16 protein-coding genes are annotated in these 24,647 nt (G+C 48.4%); 11 read left to right on the plus strand and 5 right to left on the minus strand.

Annotation, left to right across the window (positions count from 1 at the left end; genetic code table 11):
• Positions 1-87 precede the first annotated feature (87 nt).
• The 4 genes from lpxD (at position 88) to EXU85_RS04020 (ending at position 4,256) form a co-directional block, all read left to right on the plus strand.
• Positions 88-1,116: a UDP-3-O-(3-hydroxymyristoyl)glucosamine N-acyltransferase gene (gene lpxD / locus EXU85_RS04005; protein ID WP_142770832.1), complete on the plus strand. Its 1,029-nt coding sequence runs from the start codon at positions 88-90 to the stop codon at positions 1,114-1,116.
• Between the two features lie 117 nt (positions 1,117-1,233).
• Positions 1,234-2,628: a bifunctional UDP-3-O-[3-hydroxymyristoyl] N-acetylglucosamine deacetylase/3-hydroxyacyl-ACP dehydratase gene (locus EXU85_RS04010; protein ID WP_142770833.1), complete on the plus strand. Its 1,395-nt coding sequence runs from the start codon at positions 1,234-1,236 to the stop codon at positions 2,626-2,628.
• Positions 2,629-2,721: 93 nt separating this feature from the next.
• Positions 2,722-3,516: an acyl-ACP--UDP-N-acetylglucosamine O-acyltransferase gene (gene lpxA / locus EXU85_RS04015; protein WP_142770834.1), complete on the plus strand. Its 795-nt coding sequence runs from the start codon at positions 2,722-2,724 to the stop codon at positions 3,514-3,516.
• Positions 3,517-3,623: 107 nt separating this feature from the next.
• Positions 3,624-4,256, plus strand: coding sequence for an ABC transporter ATP-binding protein (locus EXU85_RS04020; protein ID WP_142770835.1), 633 nt, complete (start codon positions 3,624-3,626; stop codon positions 4,254-4,256).
• Positions 4,257-4,264: 8 nt separating this feature from the next.
• Here EXU85_RS04020 and EXU85_RS04025 read toward each other — a convergent pair whose 3' ends face one another.
• Together EXU85_RS04025 and EXU85_RS04030 are read right to left on the minus strand one after the other, a co-directional pair.
• Positions 4,265-6,766 (minus strand): ABC transporter permease, encoded by a 2,502-nt coding sequence (locus EXU85_RS04025; RefSeq protein ID WP_142776605.1) that lies wholly within the window; start codon positions 6,764-6,766, stop codon positions 4,265-4,267.
• 82 nt (positions 6,767-6,848) lie between these two features.
• On the minus strand, positions 6,849-7,550 hold the full coding sequence (locus EXU85_RS04030) for an ABC transporter ATP-binding protein (protein ID WP_142770836.1): 702 nt from the start codon (positions 7,548-7,550) through the stop codon (positions 6,849-6,851).
• 107 nt (positions 7,551-7,657) lie between these two features.
• Between EXU85_RS04030 and EXU85_RS04035 the strand changes: the two genes are divergently transcribed.
• The gene (locus EXU85_RS04035) at positions 7,658-8,371 is read left to right on the plus strand and encodes an arylesterase (RefSeq protein WP_142770837.1); all 714 of its coding nucleotides are present in this window, start codon (positions 7,658-7,660) and stop codon (positions 8,369-8,371) included.
• Positions 8,372-8,445: 74 nt separating this feature from the next.
• Here EXU85_RS04035 and EXU85_RS04040 read toward each other — a convergent pair whose 3' ends face one another.
• Together EXU85_RS04040 and EXU85_RS04045 are read right to left on the minus strand one after the other, a co-directional pair.
• On the minus strand, positions 8,446-10,878 hold the full coding sequence (locus EXU85_RS04040; RefSeq protein WP_142770838.1) for a BamA/TamA family outer membrane protein: 2,433 nt from the start codon (positions 10,876-10,878) through the stop codon (positions 8,446-8,448).
• A gap of 6 nt (positions 10,879-10,884) precedes the next feature.
• A complete protein-coding gene (locus EXU85_RS04045) occupies positions 10,885-15,948 on the minus strand; it encodes a translocation/assembly module TamB domain-containing protein (RefSeq protein ID WP_142770839.1) in 5,064 nt (1,687 codons plus the stop codon).
• Positions 15,949-16,297: 349 nt separating this feature from the next.
• On the opposite strand from EXU85_RS04045, the gene EXU85_RS04050 reads away from it, so the two are divergent.
• The 3 genes from EXU85_RS04050 to EXU85_RS04060 all read left to right on the plus strand — a co-directional run bounded on the left by EXU85_RS04050 (position 16,298) and on the right by EXU85_RS04060 (position 19,820).
• Positions 16,298-17,107, plus strand: coding sequence for a TerC family protein (locus EXU85_RS04050; RefSeq protein WP_142770840.1), 810 nt, complete (start codon positions 16,298-16,300; stop codon positions 17,105-17,107).
• 110 nt (positions 17,108-17,217) lie between these two features.
• Positions 17,218-18,735, plus strand: coding sequence for an NADH-quinone oxidoreductase subunit N (locus tag EXU85_RS04055; protein ID WP_142770841.1), 1,518 nt, complete (start codon positions 17,218-17,220; stop codon positions 18,733-18,735).
• A gap of 89 nt (positions 18,736-18,824) precedes the next feature.
• Positions 18,825-19,820, plus strand: a complete 996-nt coding sequence (locus EXU85_RS04060; RefSeq protein ID WP_142770842.1) for a bifunctional heptose 7-phosphate kinase/heptose 1-phosphate adenyltransferase — start codon at positions 18,825-18,827, stop codon at positions 19,818-19,820.
• 194 nt (positions 19,821-20,014) lie between these two features.
• Here the strand turns inward: EXU85_RS04060 and hemE are convergent, their stop codons facing one another.
• Positions 20,015-21,043, minus strand: a complete 1,029-nt coding sequence (gene hemE / locus EXU85_RS04065) for a uroporphyrinogen decarboxylase (protein WP_142770843.1) — start codon at positions 21,041-21,043, stop codon at positions 20,015-20,017.
• A 121-nt stretch (positions 21,044-21,164) separates the two neighbouring features.
• Here hemE and EXU85_RS04070 point away from each other — a divergent pair, with 121 nt between their 5' ends.
• The 3 genes from EXU85_RS04070 to EXU85_RS04080 are packed head-to-tail and all read left to right on the plus strand — an operon-like array spanning position 21,165 to position 24,627.
• A complete protein-coding gene (locus tag EXU85_RS04070) occupies positions 21,165-22,502 on the plus strand; it encodes a Fic family protein (protein ID WP_142770844.1) in 1,338 nt (445 codons plus the stop codon).
• Between the two features lie 21 nt (positions 22,503-22,523).
• Entirely contained in the window at positions 22,524-23,627 is a 1,104-nt protein-coding gene (locus EXU85_RS04075) for a glycosyltransferase family 1 protein (protein WP_142770845.1), read from the plus strand.
• Positions 23,628-23,631: 4 nt separating this feature from the next.
• Positions 23,632-24,627, plus strand: a complete 996-nt coding sequence (locus EXU85_RS04080) for a YhdH/YhfP family quinone oxidoreductase (RefSeq protein ID WP_142770846.1) — start codon at positions 23,632-23,634, stop codon at positions 24,625-24,627.
• Positions 24,628-24,647 lie beyond the last annotated feature (20 nt).

Genomic DNA, 24,647 nt, shown 5'->3' on the forward strand with positions numbered 1-24,647 from the left:
ATTGCGGAAAAGTGCAATTTGTTAGCTACCTTAGCGGCCTTATTTCCCGCTAATAATGGGTGTTTTGCGACGGCAGTCATAAAATATATGAAGTTTACAGTTAAGCAGATCGCTACACTGCTTGGGGGCGAAGTTGCCGGAAACGATGCGCTGACAATCACCGGATTAGCTAAAATTGAAGAGGGAAAGCCAGGCGATATATCGTTTCTGTCTAACCTCAAATATGAATCACATCTGTACACCACTCAGGTATCAGCTGTGATTGTTGATCGGTCGTTTGAACCTAAAAAGCCGGTTTCGCCTGCATTGATATTTGTAGAAAATTCCTACTCCGCTTTTACGCAACTGCTGGAAGAATACCATAAGCAATTAATTTTTGCCCGAGTTGGTATTGAACAACCATCGTATATCGGCGACGGTAGTCAGGTGGGTGAGCAGATTTATCGGGGTGCGTTTTCCTATATTGGCCGTAACTGCCAGATTGGAGAGAGTGTAAAAATATACCCTCACGCTTACATTGGCAACAATGTTCGTATTGGTGATAATACCATTATTCATCCGGGCGTGCGGATTCTGGATAACTGTATTATCGGCCAATACTGTGTTATCCACCCTAATGCGGTGATCGGTAGCGAAGGGTTTGGGTTTGCTCCACAGTCAGACGGTACCTACAAAACAATTCCGCAGTTGGGTAATGTTATTCTGGAAGATTATGTAAACATTGGCTCTGGAACTACAGTGGATTGTGCCACTATGGGTTCAACGATTATCCGGCGAGGAGCTAAACTGGATAATCTGATCCAGATTGGTCATAATGTTGAGATTGGTAAAAACACCGTTATTGCTGCTCAAACGGGCATATCAGGCTCTACCAAACTGGGTGATAATTGTGTTATTGCCGGTCAGGTTGGATTTGCCGGTCACCTCAGCATTGCCAATGGTACAAAAGTTGGCGCGCAGTCGGGAGTAGGGAAAAGTATTGACGAGGAGGGTACAGCCATTAATAGTTCGCCCGCTTTTGGTTTGAAAGAAAGTATGCGGTCATTGGCTGTGTTTCGGCGTTTACCAGAGCTGGATCAACGGATAACAAAGTTGGAGAAGAAAAACGAAAAATAGTTTACGGTTTACGATTTACGGTTTACGGTTGGCTGACGCGCCAGTTCTTCCCGCGTTAGCCAACCGTAAACTGAAAACTGAAAACTGTAAATCGCGCCGGCGATCCGGTGAAAACGAATGAATACCAAACAACAGACCATTCAGAAAGCCATTTCGGTATCGGGGGTAGGTCTCCATACGGGCGTTCAGGCAACGATGACGTTTTTGCCAGCGCCAACGAATCACGGATATAAATTCCAGCGAGTCGACCTGCCGGGGCAACCCATTGTGGATGCCGATGTAGACAACGTTGTGGATCTCTCCCGGGGAACAACCATTGAGCAAAGTGGTGCCCGGATTCATACGGTTGAACACACACTGGCCGCACTGGTTGGTTTGCAGTTAGACAACGTCCTGATTCAGTTAGATGGCCCTGAGCCTCCAATTATGGATGGTTCATCTATTCAGTTTATCGATGCCCTGCGCGATGCCGGTATTGAGGAACAGAATGCCACCCGGAATTACTTCGAGGTGAGCGAATACGTTCACTATCGCCTTCCTGAAAAAGATATCGAACTGGCTGCGTTGCCCTTGAACGATTACCGGATAACGGTGATGGTTGATTACAACTCGCGGGTTATTAGTAGTCAACACGCATATCTGAACGACATTAGTCAGTTTCCTGAACAGATCGCTAACTGTCGGACGTTCGTATTTCTGCATGAGCTGGAAGCGCTGTATAAGCAGAACCTCATTAAAGGGGGAGACCTTACCAATGCTATCGTTATTGTAGATCGCGATGTGCAGGATGGAGAGCTGGATTATCTGGCCGATTTGCTTCACAAGCCCAAGGTGAGTGTGAACAAACAGGAGGGTATTCTGAACAATATCAAGCTGCATTACCCAAATGAGATGGCCCGCCATAAACTGCTTGACGTAGTAGGTGATCTGGCGTTGATTGGTCGGCCTATCAAGGCGCAAATCCTGGCTGCCCGGCCTGGGCACGCGGCTAACGTAGCCTTTGCCAAAAAGATTAAGAAACTCATTCAAAAAAATGCGGCCAATCAGGTGCCGCAGTACGACCCGATGCAACCACCGGTACTGGATATAAATCGGATCTCGCAGTTACTGCCTCACCGCTATCCGTTTCAAATGATTGATAAAATCATTGCCCTGGACGAAAATAGCGTGGTGGGTATCAAGAATGTGACCATGAATGAGCCGTTTTTTCCGGGGCATTTCCCTGGCAATCCGGTTATGCCAGGTGTCATGCAGCTTGAAGCTATGGCACAAACGGGTGGAATTCTGGTACTTAGCACCGTGCCCGACCCTGAAAACTATTGGCCATTTTTGGTAGGCATTGAGAATTGCCGATTCCGGCGCAACGTTTTGCCTGGCGATACCGTAATATTTAGATGTGAGTTTACCTCCCCTATGAAGCGCGGTATCGTTAAAATGCAGGGCCGCGGCTACGTTGCGAACCAACTGGTATGCGAAGCTGATATGATTGCCAGTCTGGTTAAAAAGAAATAGTCACTAATGGGCATTTCTGTCATTCAGTTGCCATTCATCGTAGCAATAAATGACTATTAATGACTACTAATGACCATCAATGACGAAATTATAATGATTCAACCATTAGCCTATATTCACCCTGAAGCGAAAATTGCGCAGAATGTGGTGATCGAACCGTTTGCCATTATTCACAAAGACGTTGAGATTGCCGAAGGGTCATGGATTGGTTCGCATGCGGTTATTAATGAGGGTGCCCGCATTGGCCGAAACTGTAAGATTTATCCGGGTGCCGTTATTTCATCGACTCCGCAGGATTTAAAATTCAATAACGAATATACCCGGACGTATATCGGCGATAATACGACGATTCGTGAATATGCGACCATCAGCCGAGGTACGGAAGAACATTGGAAAACCGAAATCGGGTCGAACTGCCTGATTATGGCCTACGCCCACGTGGCCCACGATTGCCGAATCGGTAATCATTGCATCATTACCAACAATGTGCAAATGGCTGGTCACGTTCACATGGGTAACTGGGCTATTATTGGTGGATCAAGTTCGGTGCTTCAGTTCACGCGTATCGGTGCTCATGTCATGATTTCCGGTGGTTCATTAGTGCGTAAAGATGTGCCCCCCTTTACAAAAGCCGCCCGCGAACCTCTTTCCTATACGGGTATTAACTCGATTGGATTACGTCGGCGGGGATACGATAACGATAAGATCAATCAGATTCAGGAGATCTACCGCTATATCTACATGCGCGGTTTGAACAATGCCGATGCCCTAACACAAATTGAACTGGAATTACCACCGTCCGATGAACGGGACGAAATTGTCAATTTCATTCGCTCGTCGGAGCGTGGTATTATGAAAGGTCCGACTTCTCACGGAGAGCGGGAATAAAGGTGATGAAGGTTAATGGATAATGCATAATGGCTAATGAACAATGCCTACCTCGTGTAACATTATTCATTGGCCATTGTGCATTAGCCATTAATAGTTATCCATTTATGAACATAGTTGCTGAGCAGTTAGGCAAGAAATATCGGAAGGAGTGGATTTTTCGGCGCGTTAACCTGACGCTCACCGCCGGAACGAGTTATACGTTCGTAGGGCCGAATGGGAGCGGCAAGTCTACGCTCCTGCAACTACTGGCTGGGAGTTTACCTATTACAGAAGGCAAATTAACCTATCAACAACAGGGCGTTACTGTTGACCCCGATAACTGGTTCCGTCAGATCAGTATAGCCGCTCCGTACCTGGAACTGGTTGAGGAGTTAACGTTAAACGAATTGCTCACGTTTCACCAAACTTTTAAGCCATTTAAAGCGGGGTTAACGGCTAGCCTGATTGCCGATCAGCTTCTATTGACCCACGCCCGGCACAAAGAAATCAAGTACTTTTCGTCGGGAATGAAGCAGCGGGTTAAACTCGGTCTGGCGTTTTTTTCTGATTCTCCCATTGTCATCCTCGATGAACCTACATCCAATCTCGACCGACAAGGAACGGACTGGTATCAGGAGCAAATACAACAACTGATCAGTCCCTCTAATCAATCTCCCCAACTGCTGCTCATCGGCTCCAACCAACCCGAAGAATACGATTTCTGTTCCAACGTGATTGACATCACGCAATGGAAATGAACCAGCAATTATCCTTCTGCCCGCAATACGTCTAATGGCGGTCTTGTCAGCACTTCACGACTGTTGAATACGCCAATTAGAACGGTCAATGCGGTAACCACAAGTAGAACAACGAGCAAGGGGATGGCGTCTGGTCGATAGGGAACTTCGAACACAAATTGGGCTAATGTCCAAGTGCCAACAATTGACAGTAAAATACCCGACAAGGCTGATAATAGACCCAGCAAGCCATATTCGACAACGGTAATGCTCAAAATCTGCTCCCGGCTGGCCCCCAATGTTCGGAGTAGAACGCTTTCGCGCAGGCGCTGGTATTTACTGATAACAACCGAACTGGCCAGTACTAACAGGCCCGTCAGGATACTGAATAGGGCCATAAACTGGATCACAAACGAAATTTGCGCCAGGATTTCATCAACCGTTTTCAGGATCAAGCCAAGGTCGATTGCCGATACGTTTGGAAACCGACTGACCAGACCCCGCTGCAGTACAGCCGAGGTTTTGTTATCCGGTACCCGCGTCATCAGCACATGGAACTGCGGAGCCTGTTCCAACACCCCCGATGGAAAAACGACCAGAAAATTGGTCTGAACCCGGTTCCATTCCACCTCGCGCGTGCCGCCCACAATGGTTTGAATAGGGGCACCCTGGACATTAAAGTTGAGCGTGTCGCCGAGTTTGAGGTGCATCCGATCAAAGAAGTCTTTTTCCATGGATACGTAAACGTTGCCATCGGCCTGATATGGCGCTTTTCCGGATGTCAGCTTCTCCGAGGAAATTAGTGAATCACGGTAGGTAACCCGGTATTCACGGGTAAATGCCCACTTCGGCGTTTTTTGAGCGGTATCTTTCCGAATAACCTCGCCGGTTTTTCCATTGATGTCTGACAGGCGCATTGTTACAATGGGTGCTTCCTGTAAAATAGGTAGTTTTTGCCCGGTCACTAACGCACGTACGCCCTTAATTTGCTCATTCTGAATATCGAACAAGACCATATTGGGCTGCTTGCCACTCCCCGACAACTCAACCCGACCCAATAGTAAGCCCTGAGTGAGATAGAGGGTTGCAATCAGAAATGCCCCCAGACCTATAGACGTTACCAGGATCAACGTTTGATTATTAGGCCGATAGAGGTTCGCTAAACTCTGCCGCCATACGTAACTCCACGACGTTGGGAAGAACCGGCGCACCAGCCAGATTAGCGCTAAACCAAGGGCCGTCAGAATACCAAAGGCTACAGTCAGCCCGGCTGTAAAGCCAATGGCCAGCATTAGATTTCGCGTTTGTAAATAGGCAAACCCAACAATGAAACCGAGAACAAGTAAATAAACCAGCCATCGCAATGGGTCCCGACCACTTAGATCATCTTCGTAAGAGCTACGCAGTGTTCGTAATGGCGAAACATTCCGAATGGCTAATAAGGGCAGCAACGAGAACAGGACTGAAATCAGCAGACCTGTGCCAATACCTCCCAGAATGGCCGACCCCGATAAGGCTGTTTCGACCGTGATCGGGAGGAAATTGCCAAACACGCGAGGCAATACTAATTGGACCACAGACCCGACCAGAGCACCAATCGTAGCACCAATCAAACCCATGAGGGCGGTTTGAAGTAAATAGATCAGGAATGCCTGCCGCCCACTGGCGCCGAGCGTTCGCAGGATGGCTACCGACGTTACCTTTTCTTTCACATACAACTGCACGGCGCTGGCTACACCCACACACCCGAGTAACAAGGCAACAAAGGCGACCAGACTCAGATATTTTGTGAGGTCGGCAAAAGAGCGTCCAGTTTGTTTTTTGCGTCCGTCGACGGTATCGTAATTAACGCCTTCCTTATCCAGACGGGCCGAAATCGTTTTTATGAATTTCTCAACATCCGTTCCCGGCGTAAACTGGTAGTAGTATTTGTACGCTACCCGGCTGCCTCGCTGCAGCAGACCTGTATTAACCAGAAATTGGTTCGGGACAAAGACGGTGGGCGCTACCGTAGCAGCAATGGCGGCCTGCCCCGGTGTTTTGGTAACGCGTCCCGCAATCAGGAACGACAGGTTGCCTACTTTTATAGAGTCGCCGGGTTGAGCGCCTAGCTGTACCAAAAGTCCATCGTCAACTAAGGCAACGCGGCTGGCGGCTTGTCGGAAGGTTTGAATAGCGGACGTGGGTTGTACCTCCCAGGTTCCGTAATACGGAAAATTACCCTGCAATCCTTTCACCTGCGCCAGGCGGACACCCCCGGTTTTAGGGATGGATACCAGTGAGGCAAACGAAACCTCATAGGCTCGGTCGCGGCCGGTTGTTTTGAGTAACTGCTGTGTTTTAGGCGAAGGAGCACGCGACCACGAGAGAGTGAGGTCGGCTCCCAGAAGCTCGCGAGCCTGATCGTCGATGCTACGAGCGAGGTTATCACCAAACGAATTGATAGCAACCAATGCTGCAATGCCGAGCACAATGGCCGACATAAACAGAAGTAGGCGTTGACGACTCCGGCGACTATCGCGCCAAGCCATTCGGAAGAGCCAGGACATGCTTAAAGAGTGAAAGAGTGAATGTGCGAAAGAGTGAAAAGCGAAATGGAGAGTAATCACTCTTTCACTCTTTCACTCTTTCGCCCTTTCGCTCTTTGGTGTCTGAGATAACCGTACCACCCTTAATGCGAATAATGCGCTGGGTGCGGGCAGCTAATTCCATATCGTGGGTTACGAGAACGAGGGTAGTGCCCGCTTCTCGGTTGAGTTCAAAAAGCAGGTCCACAACCGTTGCGCTGGTATCAGCATCGAGGTTACCGGTTGGTTCATCGGCGAAGAGCAGTTTAGGGCGGTTAGCAAAAGCCCGCGCCAGCGAAACACGTTGCTGTTCACCCCCCGAAAGCTGGGTAGGGTAGTGGTGTCCGCGCTGACCTAATCCCACGCGCTCAAGCAGGGCCTGTGCAGCTTTAGCGGCTCCTTTTTCGCCCCGAAGCTCCAGTGGTACCATCACGTTTTCGAGTGCAGTAAGGGTAGGAAGCAACTGGAAGTTCTGGAAGATAAACCCAACATGCTGGTTTCGAATGGCCGCACGCTGGTCTTCATTGAGTGTATCCAGCCGGATATCGTTCAGATAGACACTGCCCGACGAAGCCCGGTCCAGACCCGCGCATAATCCCAGCAGGGTAGTCTTGCCACTGCCCGATGGTCCCACAATGGAGAAGGTATCGCCCGGTTCCAGGGTGAAGTTCACGCTATGCAGCACGGTTAGGTCGCGGCCCCCGCTTGAATAGGTTTTGGTGAGATTTTCGACGCGCAGAATACTCATGGAAAAATCGTTTTAACGCAAAGACGCAAGGGAAGGTAAGGTTCGCAAATTATTCTTAGCGTACTTTGCGTTCTTTGCGTTTAAGTTATCTAACCGATGCAAAACCAATGAAGTTCTGCCAGAATCGCCAAACGTTCTATTCTGTGATAAGCGGCCTATTGATGCTCCTAACGGTCTGGGGGTGTGGCTCATCCGATACGAAAACAAATTCATCCACTACCAATGCCCCGGCAACCCAACCGGATTCTAAATCAGCCACCGCATCTAAAAAACAAATCGTGCTGTTTTACGGCAATAGCCTGACGGCAGGCTACGGTGTGGAACCATCGCAGGCTTTTCCAGCCCTGGTAGGGCAGAAAATCGACTCCGCTGGATTGAACTATACCGTTGTCAATGCTGGCCTGAGTGGCGAAACGACAGCCGGTGGAAAAAGCCGGATTAGTTGGGTGATGCGCCAACCCGTTGCGGTATTTGTGTTGGAACTGGGCGGTAATGATGGCCTTCGGGGACTTCCGCTGGCTGCTACCCGGCAAAATCTGCAAGCCATTATAGATACGGTTCGACTGAAAAGCCCGCAGGCTACTATCGTGCTGGCCGGTATGCAGATTCCACCCAATATGGGGACGTCCTACACCAAAGAGTTTCGGGGATTATTCAAGGAGTTAGCAGATAAAAACAGAGCTGTTCTGATTCCGTTCCTGCTCGAAAACGTGGGCGGTATTCCTAAACTAAATCAGCCTGACGGCATCCACCCAACCCCCGCCGGGCATAAAATCGTAGCCAATACCGTGTGGGAAGTGCTGAGGCCTATTCTGAAATGAGTTTAAACACAGAGACACGGGGAACACAGAGAAAAGCAAAAAGCTCTGTGTTCCCCGTGTCTCTGTGTTTAAACTCAAAATGGATAGCCTACCCCAATATTGAATACCAGATTCTCTTTTCGCCATTGCTTGCTGCCAAAGGCCATTTTATCCACAATCCACTCACTGCCGTCGGTCTTGTAAGGTTTACGTAAGGGGGTTGCCAGATCGAGCCGGATCAGGAAATAGGATAGGTCGATACGGATACCGACGCCGGTACCAATGGCAATCTGTTTCAGGAAGTCGCTCGAAAATTTGGCTTCCGGCCCAAACGTATCGACGTCTGAATACGACCAGACGTTACCCGCATCAACGAAGATAGCGCCCTCAATAAATTTATTGAATTTCGCTCGAATTTCGGTGTTGGCTTCAAGCTTAACGTCGCCACCACCATCCTGAAACAAAGGCACATTCCGAATCGTATCGCGGGTGAACAAACCGGGGCCAATGGCGCGCGGACGGAATGCCCGAATACTATTGCTACCCCCAACAAAATACTGCTTGGTAAATGGTAATGACCTGCCTTGCGAATTGCCATAGGTGAAGCCAACCCCAGCAAACAGGCGGTTAGCCCAGGTTATGCTGGGTGCCAGTCGCCGATAATACCGCATATCGGCATCAATCCGAAAATACTGCGCATACGGCACGCCAAAAATGCCATTCCGGTCATCTGTCTCCAAGGGTTTGCGGAAAATTAAGCTGGCTAGATTACCTGCGATTTCAGCATTACCCGTAAAGCGGAAGGTGTTAGGTGAATTCGACCGGGCTGGTGAATTGTAACTAAACGTGTACAGGCTACTCAGAATAAGCTGATCGGATTTAAAAACAGTATTGGTGTATTGTCGCTTGACAATATCAGCTACTGCCGTGTCTGTTAAAATTTCATAGACCCGGTCAGTAACCTGGTTCAGCGGCACATACACGTAGTTGATATTGAATGGCTGAAAGACGTGTTCAACCTGCTGATTCTGTCGCCAGGCATACCCAAATGTTGTTTGCGCTGAATTGATTCGGTACAACCCGCCCCGCAGGATGGTTTGATAGCCGATCGTCGCGTTGGTTTTGGGCAATGCCTGCCGCTGGTCATATCGGAACCGGAAGGGAGCTACCAGCCGTGGGAAACTTAAGATCGCGTCGGTTCCGAAGCGGTAATTCGTTACGCCTTCGCCAACATCACCCACTTGAAATTCAATCCCTGCATTCGCATTAATGGTCAATAATTCCGCCCGTTTAAGGGCGTTGCGGTTGCGCCAGCTTACCACCACCTGCGTACCATTGAAGTTGTTGGAGCGAGAGGTACCATCTAATTCGACCCGCATGGATTTTTCGGGGTAGGGTGTCAGGTAGTAGCGTACATCCAGCACGGCGGAGTCGCCCTGTTGATCGGGTTCGAAGCGGTTACGAACAAACTTGAACGCGCCCACATTGATGAATCGGGAGAGCGTAAGATCCTGCATTCGGCTACTGTAGCGTTTACCCGGCAGTACCGTTACAATGTCGCGGAATAGTTTCGGATTGAACCGGCGTGTAGAATCGACAACCTGAAACTGATCTTCTGTTTCGTAGGCCTTTCGTTGATTCGTATCGTTTCGGGCCGTAGAGAGCGTGTAATTCGGGAAAATAAACACATTTCGAATCGAATACGGTATGCTGGCCGCATCGGGTATTTCGGGTTTGATTGCAAAAATGAGTTTCGTACGGTGAGCTACCGAATCATTATCGGCCAGTACGGCTATATAATCGGGCAGGAAGTAATAGAAGCCGCGCTGCTTGATGGATTGGCTGATTCGTTCCCGTTCTAATTTGATATTATCGAATAAGTATGGATCACCTTTCTTGATAACTGTTCGTCGTAATGAAGCACGAAGTGCCTTACGGACGGGAGTTGAGTCGACCAGAAATGCTACGGAGTCAATATAAAAGCGGGGTTTTACGTCAACATCATAAACGCCCCTCGCTTTGTAGCCCTCTTCCTTTAGCTTCCCCGTTGCATCCGATCCAAAATAGCCAGAATTCTGTAACGTAGCCTTGAAAATAGGGATGTTAGATGTGAGGGCCTTCGCACTGGCGAATACGGGTTCTTCGCCAAATTTCTTTCGAAACCAGGCCCGAAACCCATTCTTTTTGGGTTCGCCAAATAGATAGTATAAGCCAACTTTGTAGGGGTAACCAAAGAGCTGTTTAACTGGGCGAGGCCGACCTAATTCTGTTAGTTGCGTTTGTATTGATTTCTGATCGCTGGCCGAAATAGTTGAATCCGCATGGATAACTACGTCTGTACCCATGTACAAGCGTTCGTTAGCAGGCAGGTGTTTGGCAATGTTACAGGCGTTGAGTAAGCAGACGATCAGGCAGAGGGCAAGAGGCAGGGGGCGCGGAGCAAAGAGTAGAGTCGTTTTTCTGCCCTTTTGTAGCGAGGCAGAAGACGAGGTAAGCAAAGAAAAATGGCTTTTTAACAAATTCTTCATAACGGATCAATTCGCTGAGGGAGTACCGGGCGACCGGCGTAAAATGTCTGCCAGTGTGTTATAATCCACGGTAATAATAAACCCAACTCCTGTTTCAATAATGTATCCATCCAGTACTGCCTGATAGTCATTGCGCCGGTATGCTCTAAGCACATATCGACCGTCGCGCGTAACGTTGTAGTTAGCAGATACGTTGTCGAATACCTGGTTCTGACTGGGTGTGGCTGCGCTGGCCGAATTGTCCAGAATGAAGTTTTTGCCTACCGAAACCGTGACCCTGCCAGATAGAAAACTCCGGGATAGGCCCACGTTCAAGTCGGTACGGCTGCCGTTGGTGGTACCACCCGTATTGGCGCTACCTGCCTGCGACAAGAGATTAAAGTCTACATCAAACCCTTTTAGCACATTCGATGCCAGCCGCCCTAACTGATCAGACAGGAGTTTACTAACACTACCAAGGGCTATATTTTTCGCCTGGGTATCCAGCCCGCCATTGTCCGAACCCGAGAAGAAATCCGATGTGTTTTCGGGTAGGAAGCGGTTGAGAATCAAGAGTGCGAATACCTGTTTGTTGATTTGTGACTGATCCTGACGTAAGGTTTTTAACTTCGCTTCAATGTTGTTACCCAGTTCACTATTGGATGCATCTGAATTATTTTCGACTTCTGGCAAACGAATATCAAAGTCTAGTTTCGGAGCGGCTAAGTTGTTGCTTATACCTAAAGCTACTTCGAATGGCAGTTTGCGTTTAAGGCCTGCTGCGTCCGTGGTTGTCATCTCGCTACCGACTAAATCGCCGGGGGGGACCGAAACTTTGTAGATGGCGGTCATATTGATATCGGCTTTGAGGGGATCGCCCGTGAAGTTGATATAACCGCCCTTCTGGATCTCAAACTGCCGTTTCAATACCTGATAGGTCAGTGAATAAGAACCCTCAGTCACTTCGTAGCGGCCCAATACGGTCACCTGACCAGAGGCATTGACCCCCACATTAAGCTGTGCATTACCCCGTACCCGCAGGTTATCGCCATTAAGCTCATCCACGACGATGGTTAACTCCGATTTCTCATCCGCTTCGAGGTCGAGGGAAATCGTCGAATTGGTGAGTTGATCGAAGGCGAGTCTGGGTGTTTTTAAACTGTCTGGTTTCGGTTTGTATAGATACTTGGTCAGTACCAGTGAGTCCTTGTGATTGATAAACGTAACGATCTTGTTAGACTCATCCGCATTTAATGACTGGTCGGGCAGGACCATCGATATTTTGCTATCCTCATCAAGTCGAATGGTACCATTGACCGAAGGACTGCTTCCTGTTCCTTTGATCCGTAGATCCGAGGTAATCGAGGCCTGTCCGTAGGCATAGTCATTGTCTTTCCGAGCGGCATTCAACACCTGAAAATGATCCGCCCGAACGCGTAGATTATAGGCTACATCTGGTAAGTTTTTAAGAACAACGGTTCCATCAGTTGTGAGGATACGGCCCTTTTCATCTCGTAACTTAAATGAATTCAGCGTAATCGTCTGGCCCGAGAATGCGAGTTTCTCCTGATCAATATGGTAGGTTGCATTCAGTTGCTTGATGTTAAACGCCACCGAGTCGAAGGCCACGCTACCGTCCATGACGGGATTGTCAATCGCGCCCGCTACCGTGAAATCACCAACAAGCTGACCCTTTGCCTGGCGCAGTTCACCAAAGCTGAAGGCTTCAATGGTGCGGGCATCTAATCGGTTCAACTTAATAGCCAGATCAAGCGCTTGTTTGGCGTTCTCTGGGTTATAAAAACCTGTTACGGTTGCGTCATTGTAAGGTCCTGACAGGGCTGTGTTGACGTTGATTCGGCCATCCGAGCTATTATTAAAGCGGGCGGTTAGGTTACCGATAGGCTTACTCATCACCTTCAGGCTATCCACATAGATCGACCCGATGAAGGCGAGACTACTTGTCGTACTCATGTAATCGCGCACAACAATGGTACCGTTCAGTTGTCCGCTGGCCAGAGTCGTATCCTGATTGGCCAATCGTGCCAGATTAGCCAGCTCAATGGATCGGGCCGTTACCCGAATGGGTGCGTTGCCATACTGTTCTGTATTGTTTATTTCAAGTGATTGCTGACCTGTTGCAATGCGTATATTATTGATCAGTACGCCATCTTTACCATATTGGGCGAAGCCAGCAGTATCAGTTTGCCAGCGTTCGTAATTGGTAAGCAATCCATTGGGGGCAAATTTGAAGCGGTAGCTAGAGTCAACAACACTCAATGTGCCCGCAAGACCATGAAGATCCTGATTGATGGAGTCTTTATTGACAATGGCAAATCGGAACTGGTTATTGGCGGCTACCCCATTTAGATCCGTTTGCCGGATGTTCATGCCGTTATATAACACCCCATCAATTTGCCCATCAACTTTCAATTGATTGTTAGCTCCTCTCAGCGCAAATGTGCTCCCTTTTAACGTCGTAGTGTCGTACACAACAACACCTGTGCGCAAGGTAGCCGATAGGGTTGTATCGCGACTATTGTCCAGATAAGCGTCAAACCGGACGGTATCCAGACGGGTTAAATCAGGGACAAAGGCCTGAAATAATGGATTCTGATACGCTTTTAGCGATAGTGTAAAGGCGTGTGGTGGCGGAATTCTCTTGTAGGCCAACGAAGGCAAAGCGATATACTGACTGATTTCACCCGCAATGATGTCGTAGAGTTGTGCGTAATTAAACTGCCCGTTCAGTTTGAGCTGAGCACCTGGCAATCGGGCAACTACGTTTTTTGTGTTCCCATTCGCGGCTAATCGGGCGTAGAGCGAATCAATGGGATAGCTCTTCCCATTCAGACTCAACACGGCGTCACTCGCCGAAACGGTGCCGACGGGTTTGGCCGGATCGGTAGAAGCCATGTCGAGGATAATCTTTCCTTTGAGTGAGAGCGGGTCTTTATACAGTTTTAGTTTTTGCAGGTTTAATTCCTGAATAACCGTTTCGCCAACCACACTCGGAAATTCGCCTTTCAATCCGACTTTCGTATCAATCGTTAGGTTCGCATTGGGATCGTTAAGGGCACCGGTTAGGTTCAGTAACCCATTGGCTAATCGACCTTTTGCATCCAGATTCTGGTACGTATAGCCGTTCAAATCGGCTGATTGTATGGCTAGATCAAAATTAGTTGTCAGCGTTTTTACGTCGATACCGCGCCCATCAACGGTGGCCCGGCCGGTTATTTTACCAATGGTACCCGTTTGCTTGAGCCACTTGCCCGCATCGAACTCATTGAGCTTAAGCGTTCCTTTATAGGTTTGATTTTTACCCGAAACAAAGCCCGCCAATCGTCCATCGAAATCTGCTGTACCCCATTCGGTATTTACTTTCGTATTTAAAATAAGGTCATTCAACTGACCATTAATTTTTCCGGTCAGTTTTATAGAAGGTGGTAACGCAATGGATGAGGGAATGGACCCTTTGGGAGCCAGCTTGTTAATATCGGCCAGGCTGGTGGTTGCTTCCTGCACCGTCATGGCTACACCTAAATGGTCAGGATCGGTTACATTTGTCAGCTTACCACTGGCCCGGACTCTCGTGCCGGAGAGCATGGTCAGTTCAACACGCGGCAGATTCAGCGCAGCCAGTGTACCCACGACCTGAGCGTTGGCTTTGAACACGCCCCCTTTGTTCCCTGCAAAGGGGGGCGTATCGGCTAACGAAGGTGCCAGTTGAAGCACGTCATCTACCGATAGGCGACTGTCGCGAAGATTTACCCGAACGTTCACTCGCTTGGCAAAACGCGGGTTGCTCAACTGAGCGAGCGAATCGTAACGGAGTACCAACTGATCCCGAAGGAGGGTGGTTGGGGTTTGAATATAGAGCTTAGTCAGCGTAGTAGTCGTATCTGTGTAGAGCAGATTTCCGTCAAGTTGCTGAAGTACAAAGCCACTGGTTGCCCGGAAACGACCATTGCGGAGCTGTCCGCTAATGCGTTGGCCACGCTTGCCTAAATCCTGATAAACCAGAAAGCGCCCGTCGATACCCAGATTTCGTAAATCGAGGTGCCCATAATCCAGTCCCTGTTTCTGCCGAGGTGCTGTTTCGTCATCGTACCGAATGCGGTTGTTAGCAAACCGAACATTGGTGACTTTTGCTTGCCATCCTGGGGAAGCGGAAGTCGTAGCTGTTGGAGCCGTAACGGTTGGCTTTTTAGTCGGCTTAGTTAAAATGGCAGCAACATCTGCATTGGTAAGATTGAGGGATTTGATACCAATTTTTTCGCCCTCCAAGTATAAATAATCCGACTCCATGGCCAATTGCTCGGCACTACCCTGCGTTTTGAAATCGGCGGTTTCAACCCGAATGTCCCACTTGGCATGATTGATCTGCCATTTTCCAAGAGCAAGATCAAGTGTATCGCCGGGTTTACTGGGTGTACCTGGTGGCGTAGGCAAGCCTTCGTACAGGCGCGTATACACGTTCAGTCCGTTGGCTGTTACGTTCGATAAATGGTATTGGGATTTGTTTACGTCAGTCTTGTCGAATGTGGCCCGAAGGCTATCCAGGTAGGCGTTTACATCAGCTCCTGTTACATCATCTTTATACTTAATCCGAACATCCCGAAGCGCAATCCCCGTCAACTTAATGGCCATTGGCGTCGATACAGTGTCGGAGGGTTCGGGGGCGGTACCTGTATCAAACGCGTCGAGGATATACTGAAAGTTAAACGCAGTGTCGGGTAACGTTCGGGTGACGTTCAGGCGAATATGCTCCAGCTCAATCTGATTCAGGGCAACTCGGTTGTTCAGCAAGCCCCACATATCGAGGTCCACTCGCATGCGGCCACCATTTAAAAGTGTATCGCCCTTAGGTGTTTTAAAGAAAACATCTTCTAACTCAATCCAGTCGGGAATCGAGTATGTAACGCGACCGATGTGAAAGGGCGATTGAAGTTTTTTGGCGAGGTAGGAGTTCACCTGCTTCGTTACGAACTGCTGACCCCAGGGTGTAGTTGCCACAAGCACCACGAATCCCCCCAGCAGCAGAACGAGCGCAAGGATACCAAGAAGGACACGAACGATCAGTTTCGCCACAATAAATTAAGTTTTCCGGTTGGCTGGAAACCGGTTTAGCGTTGTATAGAGATAACAAGGTTTCCTTTCATAACTCGTCTGGAAGGAAATATGTTAAGCAGATAATGTCAAAGCTACTAAATGTCCAGAAACATCTACAATTTTTCAAATTGAGCAGCCTGGCTAACAAGTTTAAAAGCTCTTTAGTCTATACGCGCTTTGCCGTACTATTGTTGCTATACGCTAATCATTGGCATCAACCAATCGTCTAATCAGCTAACCTTTTGTAAGGTGCAAGGACTCTTTCTTGAACAAGTTGTTGCAGACACGGGGTGAAGGGGGTAATTTTGGGCTTCACTTCGGTTCAACCATGAGCAACCTCTTTACTGCTGAATCCATTATCAGTTTATTAACCCTGACATTTTTGGAAATTGTCCTGGGTATCGATAATATCATTTTTATTTCCATCGCGGCCAATAAGCTTGCCAGGAAAGACCAGCCTAAGGCCCGGAATATTGGTCTGGCTTTGGCCATGGCCTTTCGACTCGTACTCTTGCTGGGAATTTCGGTAGTTATATCACTCAGCAAACCGTTTACGCACATTGACGCTGGCTGGTTTAAAGCAGCCTTTACAGGGCAGAGCCTGATTTTGTTTGGTGGGGGATTATTCCTGCTCTACAAAGCCACCTCCGAAATTCACCACAAACTGGAAGGGGGCGACCATGAGGAAACGGGTAGTGTGAAAAGCAAAACGACCGTTTCGAGCGTGGTTACGCAAATTGCTATCACCAATATCGTTTTCTCGATCGACTCTATCCTGACGGCAATTGGCTTAACGCAGAACGTAGCCATTATGATGATTGCGGTAATCTTATCTATCCTAATCATGATGTTCTTTGCCGGGCCCGTCGGTAAATTCGTAAATGACCACCCCACGATTCAAATGCTTGGGCTGACGTTCCTGATTATGATTGGTTTTATGCTGGTAGCTGAGGGAGCCCACCTGTCGGAAGTTGTCATCTTCGACCAGGAAGTGGGTAGCGTACCCAAAGGTTATCTCTATTTTGCGATCGCGTTCTCACTCCTGGTCGAATTCCTGAACATTCGCCTGCGTAAAAAACAGAAACCTGTTAAGCTGCATTCCTACGAAGGCCAACCCGATCAGGATGGAATGATCTAATTTTGGCGATTCGTTGAGTGGGTGAAGTAAGTGCAGTCGGTTTTAGTGACCATACTTACTTTACCCACTTCCCCTAATCCACTACTTCACTCACTTCACGAATCCCTGATTTGTCCTTAACCGATCAATTACACGACATTATCAATAGCCTCGGCGGTTTTGGACCGGAGGTGTGGTTGTCGGCGTCTTTTTGTGTGCTGCTGGTAGCCGAACTGGTATTCGTTCGGGTCATGCCGATGCTCAGGGTTCGTAAATGGTTGGCTGGATTAAGTGTTGGGATCGTCTTGGTTGCTGGCGTTTGGGTTGTGCTAGCGCCTACGCGAGGGTACCTATTCATGCATCTGCTGTTTGTTGATAATCAGGCTATTTTTAGCCAGGTTGTTATTGCGTTGAGTGCAGCAGTTGTCCTGCTGTACGAAGCGTTCACACCATCGGAGCAACTGGGTAGCCGACCGAAATTGCCCCTGGAATGGTACTCATTACTCGTGGCTATGACGCTTGGTTTGTTTGTGATGACTCTATCAGTCAACATGCTAAGCATTTACCTGAGCATTGAGCTGGTTTCCATCTGTTCCTATCTACTAACAGCGCTCACCGCCGATCGTAAGGCATCTGAAGGCGGGATTAAGTATCTCCTGTTTGGGGCGATCAGTTCAGCGATCATGCTGTACGGTATGTCGTTACTCTATGGTATGACCGGCACGCTTGATCTTACCGCTGATGTGTTTGGTGCAGAACTCGCCCGGCAAGATACAGCTGTGGCTACAGTAGCTATTCTGCTAACGGGAGCCGGATTGTTTTTTAAGCTGGCTGGTGTTCCCTTCCACGTCTGGACCCCCGATGCGTACGAAGCCGCTCCAGTACCCGTGGCGGCCTTCTTTTCGATTGGGCCCAAAGCAGCTGCTGTACTAGTTCTGATGCGGATTGTAACGGCCCTGCCGCAGGAATCGTCTTTTGGTGGTGCTACGGCGAGTTCATTACAAACGCCATTGGCTATACTGGCGCTGGCTGGTATTTTGATTGGTAATCTGTCCGCCCTTCGTCAAACCGATGCGAAACGACTATTAGCTTACTCAACGATTGCCCATGCTGGCTTTTTGCTAGTGGGCGTTGTGGCCATGAATCAGGCTGGCTTTGAAGCCGTGTTGTTCTATGTTGGCACCTACCTGTTTATTTCGCTGGCCGCTTTCTTCCTGGTCGATTTGCTGGCTCGCAGTAATGGCAGCGATTTAACAATTAGCAGCTTTGCGGGATTGGGCACCAAACAGCCTTTATTGTCGGTAGCACTGACGGTAGTTATGCTTGCCCTAACGGGTTTACCGCCAACGGTTGGTTTCACCGCTAAACTCCTGTCATTCTCTGCGCTTTACGATGCTTATCAACATACAGGGAATGCCTGGTTACTGGCCTTGTTTGTGCTTGGCCTGCTGAATGCGTTGATTTCATTGGTCTATTATCTTAAAATTCCTTTCCTTCTCTTTTTTCGGCCGATGGCTTCCCGATCTGAGCCTCAGTTAGCTCTTCCAGTACCCAAAGTTGCTGCCTGGCTGGCTGTTGGATTAGTCATGCCCATAATCGCTTTATTTCTGAAACCAGAGCTTCTTTTACATTGGTTGGTGAACTGGTAACTAACCTCCATTAGATCAAATGAACCTGTCGACGTTCAGAAAAGGGTACTTTTTTCGTTTCTTTGCTCCTCAATACGTTTTCTGTGCCTATGAATCCGGTCCTGGATATGACCCTCGATGAACTGTTTGATCAGTTCGATAAACTCCGCGTTCTGATTATTGGGGATGTTATGCTCGACTCCTATGTATGGGGGCGCGTTGAGCGGATTTCGCCCGAAGCACCCGTTCCAGTCGTAACGGTTGATCGGCGGGAGTTGCGCTTGGGTGGCGCGGGTAACGTATTGCTAAATGTACAGGCACTCGGTGCTGAAGCAATTATTTGCTCAATTATCGGTACCGATGGGCCGGGTGATCAACTTCAACAGGAACTCTGCGACCGGGAGCTAAACTGCGATGGTCTGATCCGAAGTGCTGACCGAATTACAACGATCAAAGAGCGGATTATTGCCGGTTCGCAGCAGGTAGTACGTGTGGATACTGAAACCGACAAATATATCACGTCTGCCGAACGGGCGCAGTTAATTGCAAAGGCAAAAGAGCTGATTCCAACCTGCCACGTCGTTATTTTTGAAGACTATGACAAAGGTGTTCTGAGCAAAGAAGCCATTGCCGAAATCACCGACTTTGCCAATGAACAGGGCGTTCCAACCGTGGTTGATCCGAAGAAACGCAACTTCCTGTCTTATAAGAATACCACGCTTTTCAAGCCAAATTTGAAGGAGTTGCGTGAGGGGCTAAAAGTTGAATTCGACGTAGACAACGCTGATGAGTTTCAGGCAGTTGTTACGCAATTGAAGGAAACGCTAAATCTGAAAGGTGCGCTTATCACTCTCTCGGAACGTGGCGCTTTTATTGACTATAATGGCGAGGCACTGAAACTCCCGGCCCACGTTCGTAAGATTGCCGACGTATCGGGTGCGGGCGATACTGTCATTAGCATCGCTGCCTGCTGCGTTGCGCTGAAACAATCACCGAGCATTATTGCGGGCTTGTCGAATCTCGGCGGGGGGCTAGTGTGTGAATCGGTTGGCGTAGTGCCAATTGATAAGGCACTGCTAAAAGAAGAAGCGAAAGAGCATTTATAAGATGGTCGAACTGGTGGTGCTGCCTCCCTTATCTGTGGTGCCGGGTTCTAAAACCTGGCACGAGTAGGTTTCTCAAAACCTGCTCGTGCCAGTTACTTGTCAGCAATAGTTAGGTTTTGAGAAACCTAACGTGGCAGGTTTTAGAACCTGCCATCACGGAATCACGGAATGAGGGATTCGGAAGAGATTTGACCTCACAGAATTGAAAACTCCTTCACCGCATCCACAAAGCACCTTGCTTTGCCGGGGTCAGTATCGGGATAAATGCCGTGGCCAAGATTGGCAATATAATGCTGGTGGCCAAATGAACTGAGCATCTGCTTTACTTCTGCCCGAATCTGGGAAAAATCAGCGTAGAGAACGCAAGGGTCCAGGTTGCCCTGCAAGACCCGGTCTGGAATCAACTGTCGTGATTCGTGCGGGTCCATGTTCCAGTCAAGACCGACAACATCGCAGCTCAACTGCCCAATTTCGTGCCGGGCGAAGAAAGCACCTTTGGCAAAAACCGTTACGGGTACATCACTGATCAGATCGCATATTTGTTTGATATAGGGGAGCGAGAATGTACGGTATTGTTCTGGGGACAGTATACCGGCCCACGAATCGAACAACTGGATGAGATCGGCTCCGGCGCGTATCTGCGCCTGCAAATAGGCAATGGTACTATCCGTAATTTGCTGAAGCAGTGCATGGGCAAAATCAGGATCGGTGTAGAGTAGTTTCTTGGCTACCGAGAAGGTTTTTGAGCCTTTACCTTCGGTCATGTAGCAGAAAATGGTGAACGGCGCACCGGCAAACCCAATCAGGGGTACCCGGTTGTTCAGCTCTTTTTTAGTGAGCTTAATGGCGTCCAGTACATAACCCAGATCACTTTCGGCGTCGGCTACGCGCAGTCGGCTCAGGTCAGCCATGTTGCGAACCGTGGTTGGGAAAACCGGTCCACGACTTTCGATCATTTCATAGGGAAGCCCCATTGCTTCGGGTACTACCAGAATATCGGAGAAAATAATAGCGGCATCCACATCGAACGCATCGACGGGCTGAATAGTCACTTCAGCTGCTAATTCGGGCGTTTTTGCCAGGGTTATGAAACTGCCAGCCTGCTCCCGAACTGCCCGGTATTGGGGTAACACGCGTCCGGCCTGGCGCATCATCCACACAGGTACACGCTCGGTCAATTCGCCCCGTGCTGTGCGGAGCAGCAAATCATTTTGTAAAGTCATGGTGCAAAGATAGGCTTGAAAAGAAGATCTTAATTGCTCAGTTGTATTGATGATTGCTCTTTAAGATTAAATAGCTTAGATTTCACAATATTTCAAAATTTGGGAAATATTATGAAATAATATGGGAAAGATAGAGGTTCCACCCGCTAATAAACCATATGAGGTCTATTTTCAGAACTTTATAGAAAAAGGGTTATTGGGCCTACATGCTGATTTATATAAAAAAGGGATTATTCGAAAAATAAATGACGATTATTTGTATTGGAGTGAAGTAAAATATAGAGTACCTACAGAATATAAGGATGTGCTTACACCTATTGACTTATGGTCCGTTGTAAAAGAGAATCGTTCGCATGACCGACGCTACATTGAGCTGGCCAACCATGGGTTTTATTTTACAAAGACAGATTCACTTGAGCAACAGCTCCATGAGTTCGATTTACACTTGGCAGGAGCTCTTGGTGAACAGGAAACGGCGACTAGCGAAGTGGATAAGCACCACTATCTCATTGGTTCCATTATGGAAGAGTCTATCGCGTCGAGCCAGATTGAAGGTGCTGTTACATCGAGGTTAGTCGCTAAAGAAATGCTTCGGAAGAATCGTGCACCACGAAATACTTCGGAACGAATGATCGTCAATAATTACTCAACCATACAACACATTGTTAAAACAAAAAAGGAGCCTCTGACTGAAGCAGGTCTACTAAGATTACATCAGTTAATTACTGAAGATACTTTAGAGAAACCCAACGAATCAGGCCAATTGAGGCAAAACGACGACATTTATGTAGTTGATGCCATTAATGGGGATGTCGTTCATGCACCACCTACTCATAAGTCTCTGCCAGCATTTGTTGGCGAGTTATGCCACTTTTTTAATGATGAGACGCCCGATTTTTTTATCCATCCGGTTGTAAAAGCAAGCATTATCCATTTCCTGATTGGCTATTTTCATCCATTTTCCGATGGAAACGGACGAACGGCACGAGCCTTATTTTATTGGTATCTCCTGCGTAAGGGCTATTGGTTGACGGAGTATTTATCTATTTCCCGAATTATTATGCAGTCAAGAGCACAGTATTATAGGGCCTTCCAATATACTGAAGCCGATGAAAATGATCTAACTTACTTTGTTCTCTATCAGGTAAAAACGCTTAGCAGGGCGTACGATGAACTAAAGAAATATATTGACCAGAAAAACCAGGAAAAACGCCAATTACTAGCCTTACAGCGTACTGAAAAATTGCCGCCCCGTCAGGCGCAGATAGTGGAGTGGGTACGACAGAATCCAAGCGGTACGGTGTCTATTAAGGAAATTGAGACACGGCTCGGTATATCCAATCAAACCGCTCGAAATGATATCCGGGCTTTGGTAAAAGTGGGGTTTCTTGAGGAACTGCCCATTAATGGAAAAGAGAGACATTATATACAGGGCGAACGTTTGACCGGCAAATCGTAGTTTTGTGCTTTACACATAGCTATGCCTTCTCTCTTTATCGATGCCGAACGTTTACGTGATCTCAACAGTGGGTTAGGTCAGGTGTGTTTACATTTGGGGCACGAACTCGTTCGCCGGCGCCCTGACAGTCGCGACGGCGAACCCTGGAACCTTACGTTTCTGGTACCAAGAGGAAAATCAGGCGTTTTTGGCGATTCGGTATCCTATATTGAAGCATCCTGGCGACGTAAGATTTGGATTCCCGGCCAATATGACGTTTGGCACTGTTTACATCAGGACTCTGTTTATTTACCACGTCGGTCTCAGTCGGCAAAACTAATGCTGACGATTTATGACCTGAATTTCCTGGAACGGGCTGATTATTCAGAAGCTAAAAAAGCCCGACGAATTGCCCATCTTCAGCGGAAAATCAATCGTGCATCGTTGCTCACTGCTGGTTCAGCTTTTACGGCGTCGGTGGTTAAGGAACATCTGCATGTTCCTAAAACATTGCCTTTGAAGGTCGTTTATACGGGCGTAGCTGTCAACCCAAACAACACACCCGTCGATTTGCCTGCAGGCTCCCCGATTGCCCAATTCACTCAATCATCTTTCTTTCTCTTCGTCGGCGTTATTCATCCAAAGAAGAACGTGCATACGCTTCTTCCACTACTTGAAGCCTTTCCTGATTATCGGCTCGTTCTGGCCGGTCCCGACCGCCATTCGTATGCGCAACACATCCGCGAACAGGCCGAGAAACTCGGTGTGGCCGATCGGTTGTTGATGACTGGCGCAGTCGATGAAGCCACTAAATTGTGGCTCTACGCCCATTGTGAAGCATTTTTATTCCCATCATTGACGGAGGGGTTTGGACTACCCGTTGCCGAAGCTATGACATTCGGTAAACCCGTATTTACCTCGAAGCTAACGAGCCTGCCCGAAGTAGGTGGCAAAGAAGCCTATTATTTTGAAAATTTCGAGCCGGAGAGCATGGCTAAAATTGTGCACGATGGGCTACACGACTTTGGCCAAAACCCATTGCGTGAAGATCGCCTACGCCGACGAGCCGCCGGTTTCAGTTGGCCAAGTGTGGCGAAAGAGTACTGGAAATTGTATGAGGAGTTAATCGGATTATCCCCTATTTAGCGATATGACAACAGAATTTCAATGCCTACAGGTTTCAGAAACTGAACCGAAGCAATTTAACCTGGCGATTACCACAAAGCATATCGACGAATTACCTGCAGGCGATGTCCTGATTCGGATTTGGTATTCATCGCTCAATTATAAAGACGCGTTATCGGCTTCGGGGAACAGGGGTGTTACCCGGAATTATCCGCATACGCCGGGTATTGATGCCGCTGGCATTGTCGAAGAGTCGACAGATGAGCGCTGGAAAGCTGGTGATCAGGTGATTGTGACGGGTTTTGACCTGGGCATGAATACCAGTGGAGGCTTTTCGCAGTACATACGAGTTCCGGGCAACTGGATCGTGAAACTTCCGGATGGAATGACTCTCCGCGAAAGCATGATGTATGGAACGGCGGGCTTCACGGCTGGATTATCGGTACAGGCGCTGATCAAAAATGGGATTACGCCAGAGAAAGGCCCTATTGTGGTAACCGGCGCAACGGGTGGCGTCGGTTCGGTAGCCGTGGCAATTTTAGCGCAGTTAGGCTATGCTGTTAGCGCGGTGAGTTCAAAGGAATCTGCAAACGATTTTCTAACCGCATTAGGCGCAACCGAACTGATTCCGCGCTCCGATATGGAAGACCAAACGGGTAAAATACTGCTTAAACAACGCTTTGCCGGAGCAGTCGACACAGTGGGTGGTTTGGTGCTGGCAACGGTACTCAAAAGTCTGAACTATGGTGGCGTGGCCACCTGTTGCGGTATGGTCAACGGGGGCGAATTACCTACTACCGTATTTCCGTTTATTCTACGTGGCGTTCAGCTTGCAGGTATTGATTCGGTGGAGCATCCCATCGATCAGCGACCTTCACTCTGGGAATTGCTGGCCACCGACTGGAAGCCTGCTGGCCTGGAAAGCCTGGTTCACGAACTAAGTTTAGCTGAGGTTCCCGACGCCATTCAAACCATACTCCAGGGTAAAATGCAGGGTAGGGTAGTGATCAGGGTTGATTGATATGGCTTCTGAATGAATCG

This window comes from Spirosoma sp. KCTC 42546, assembly GCF_006965485.1.
Taxonomy (GTDB): Bacteria; Bacteroidota; Bacteroidia; order Cytophagales; family Spirosomataceae; genus Spirosoma.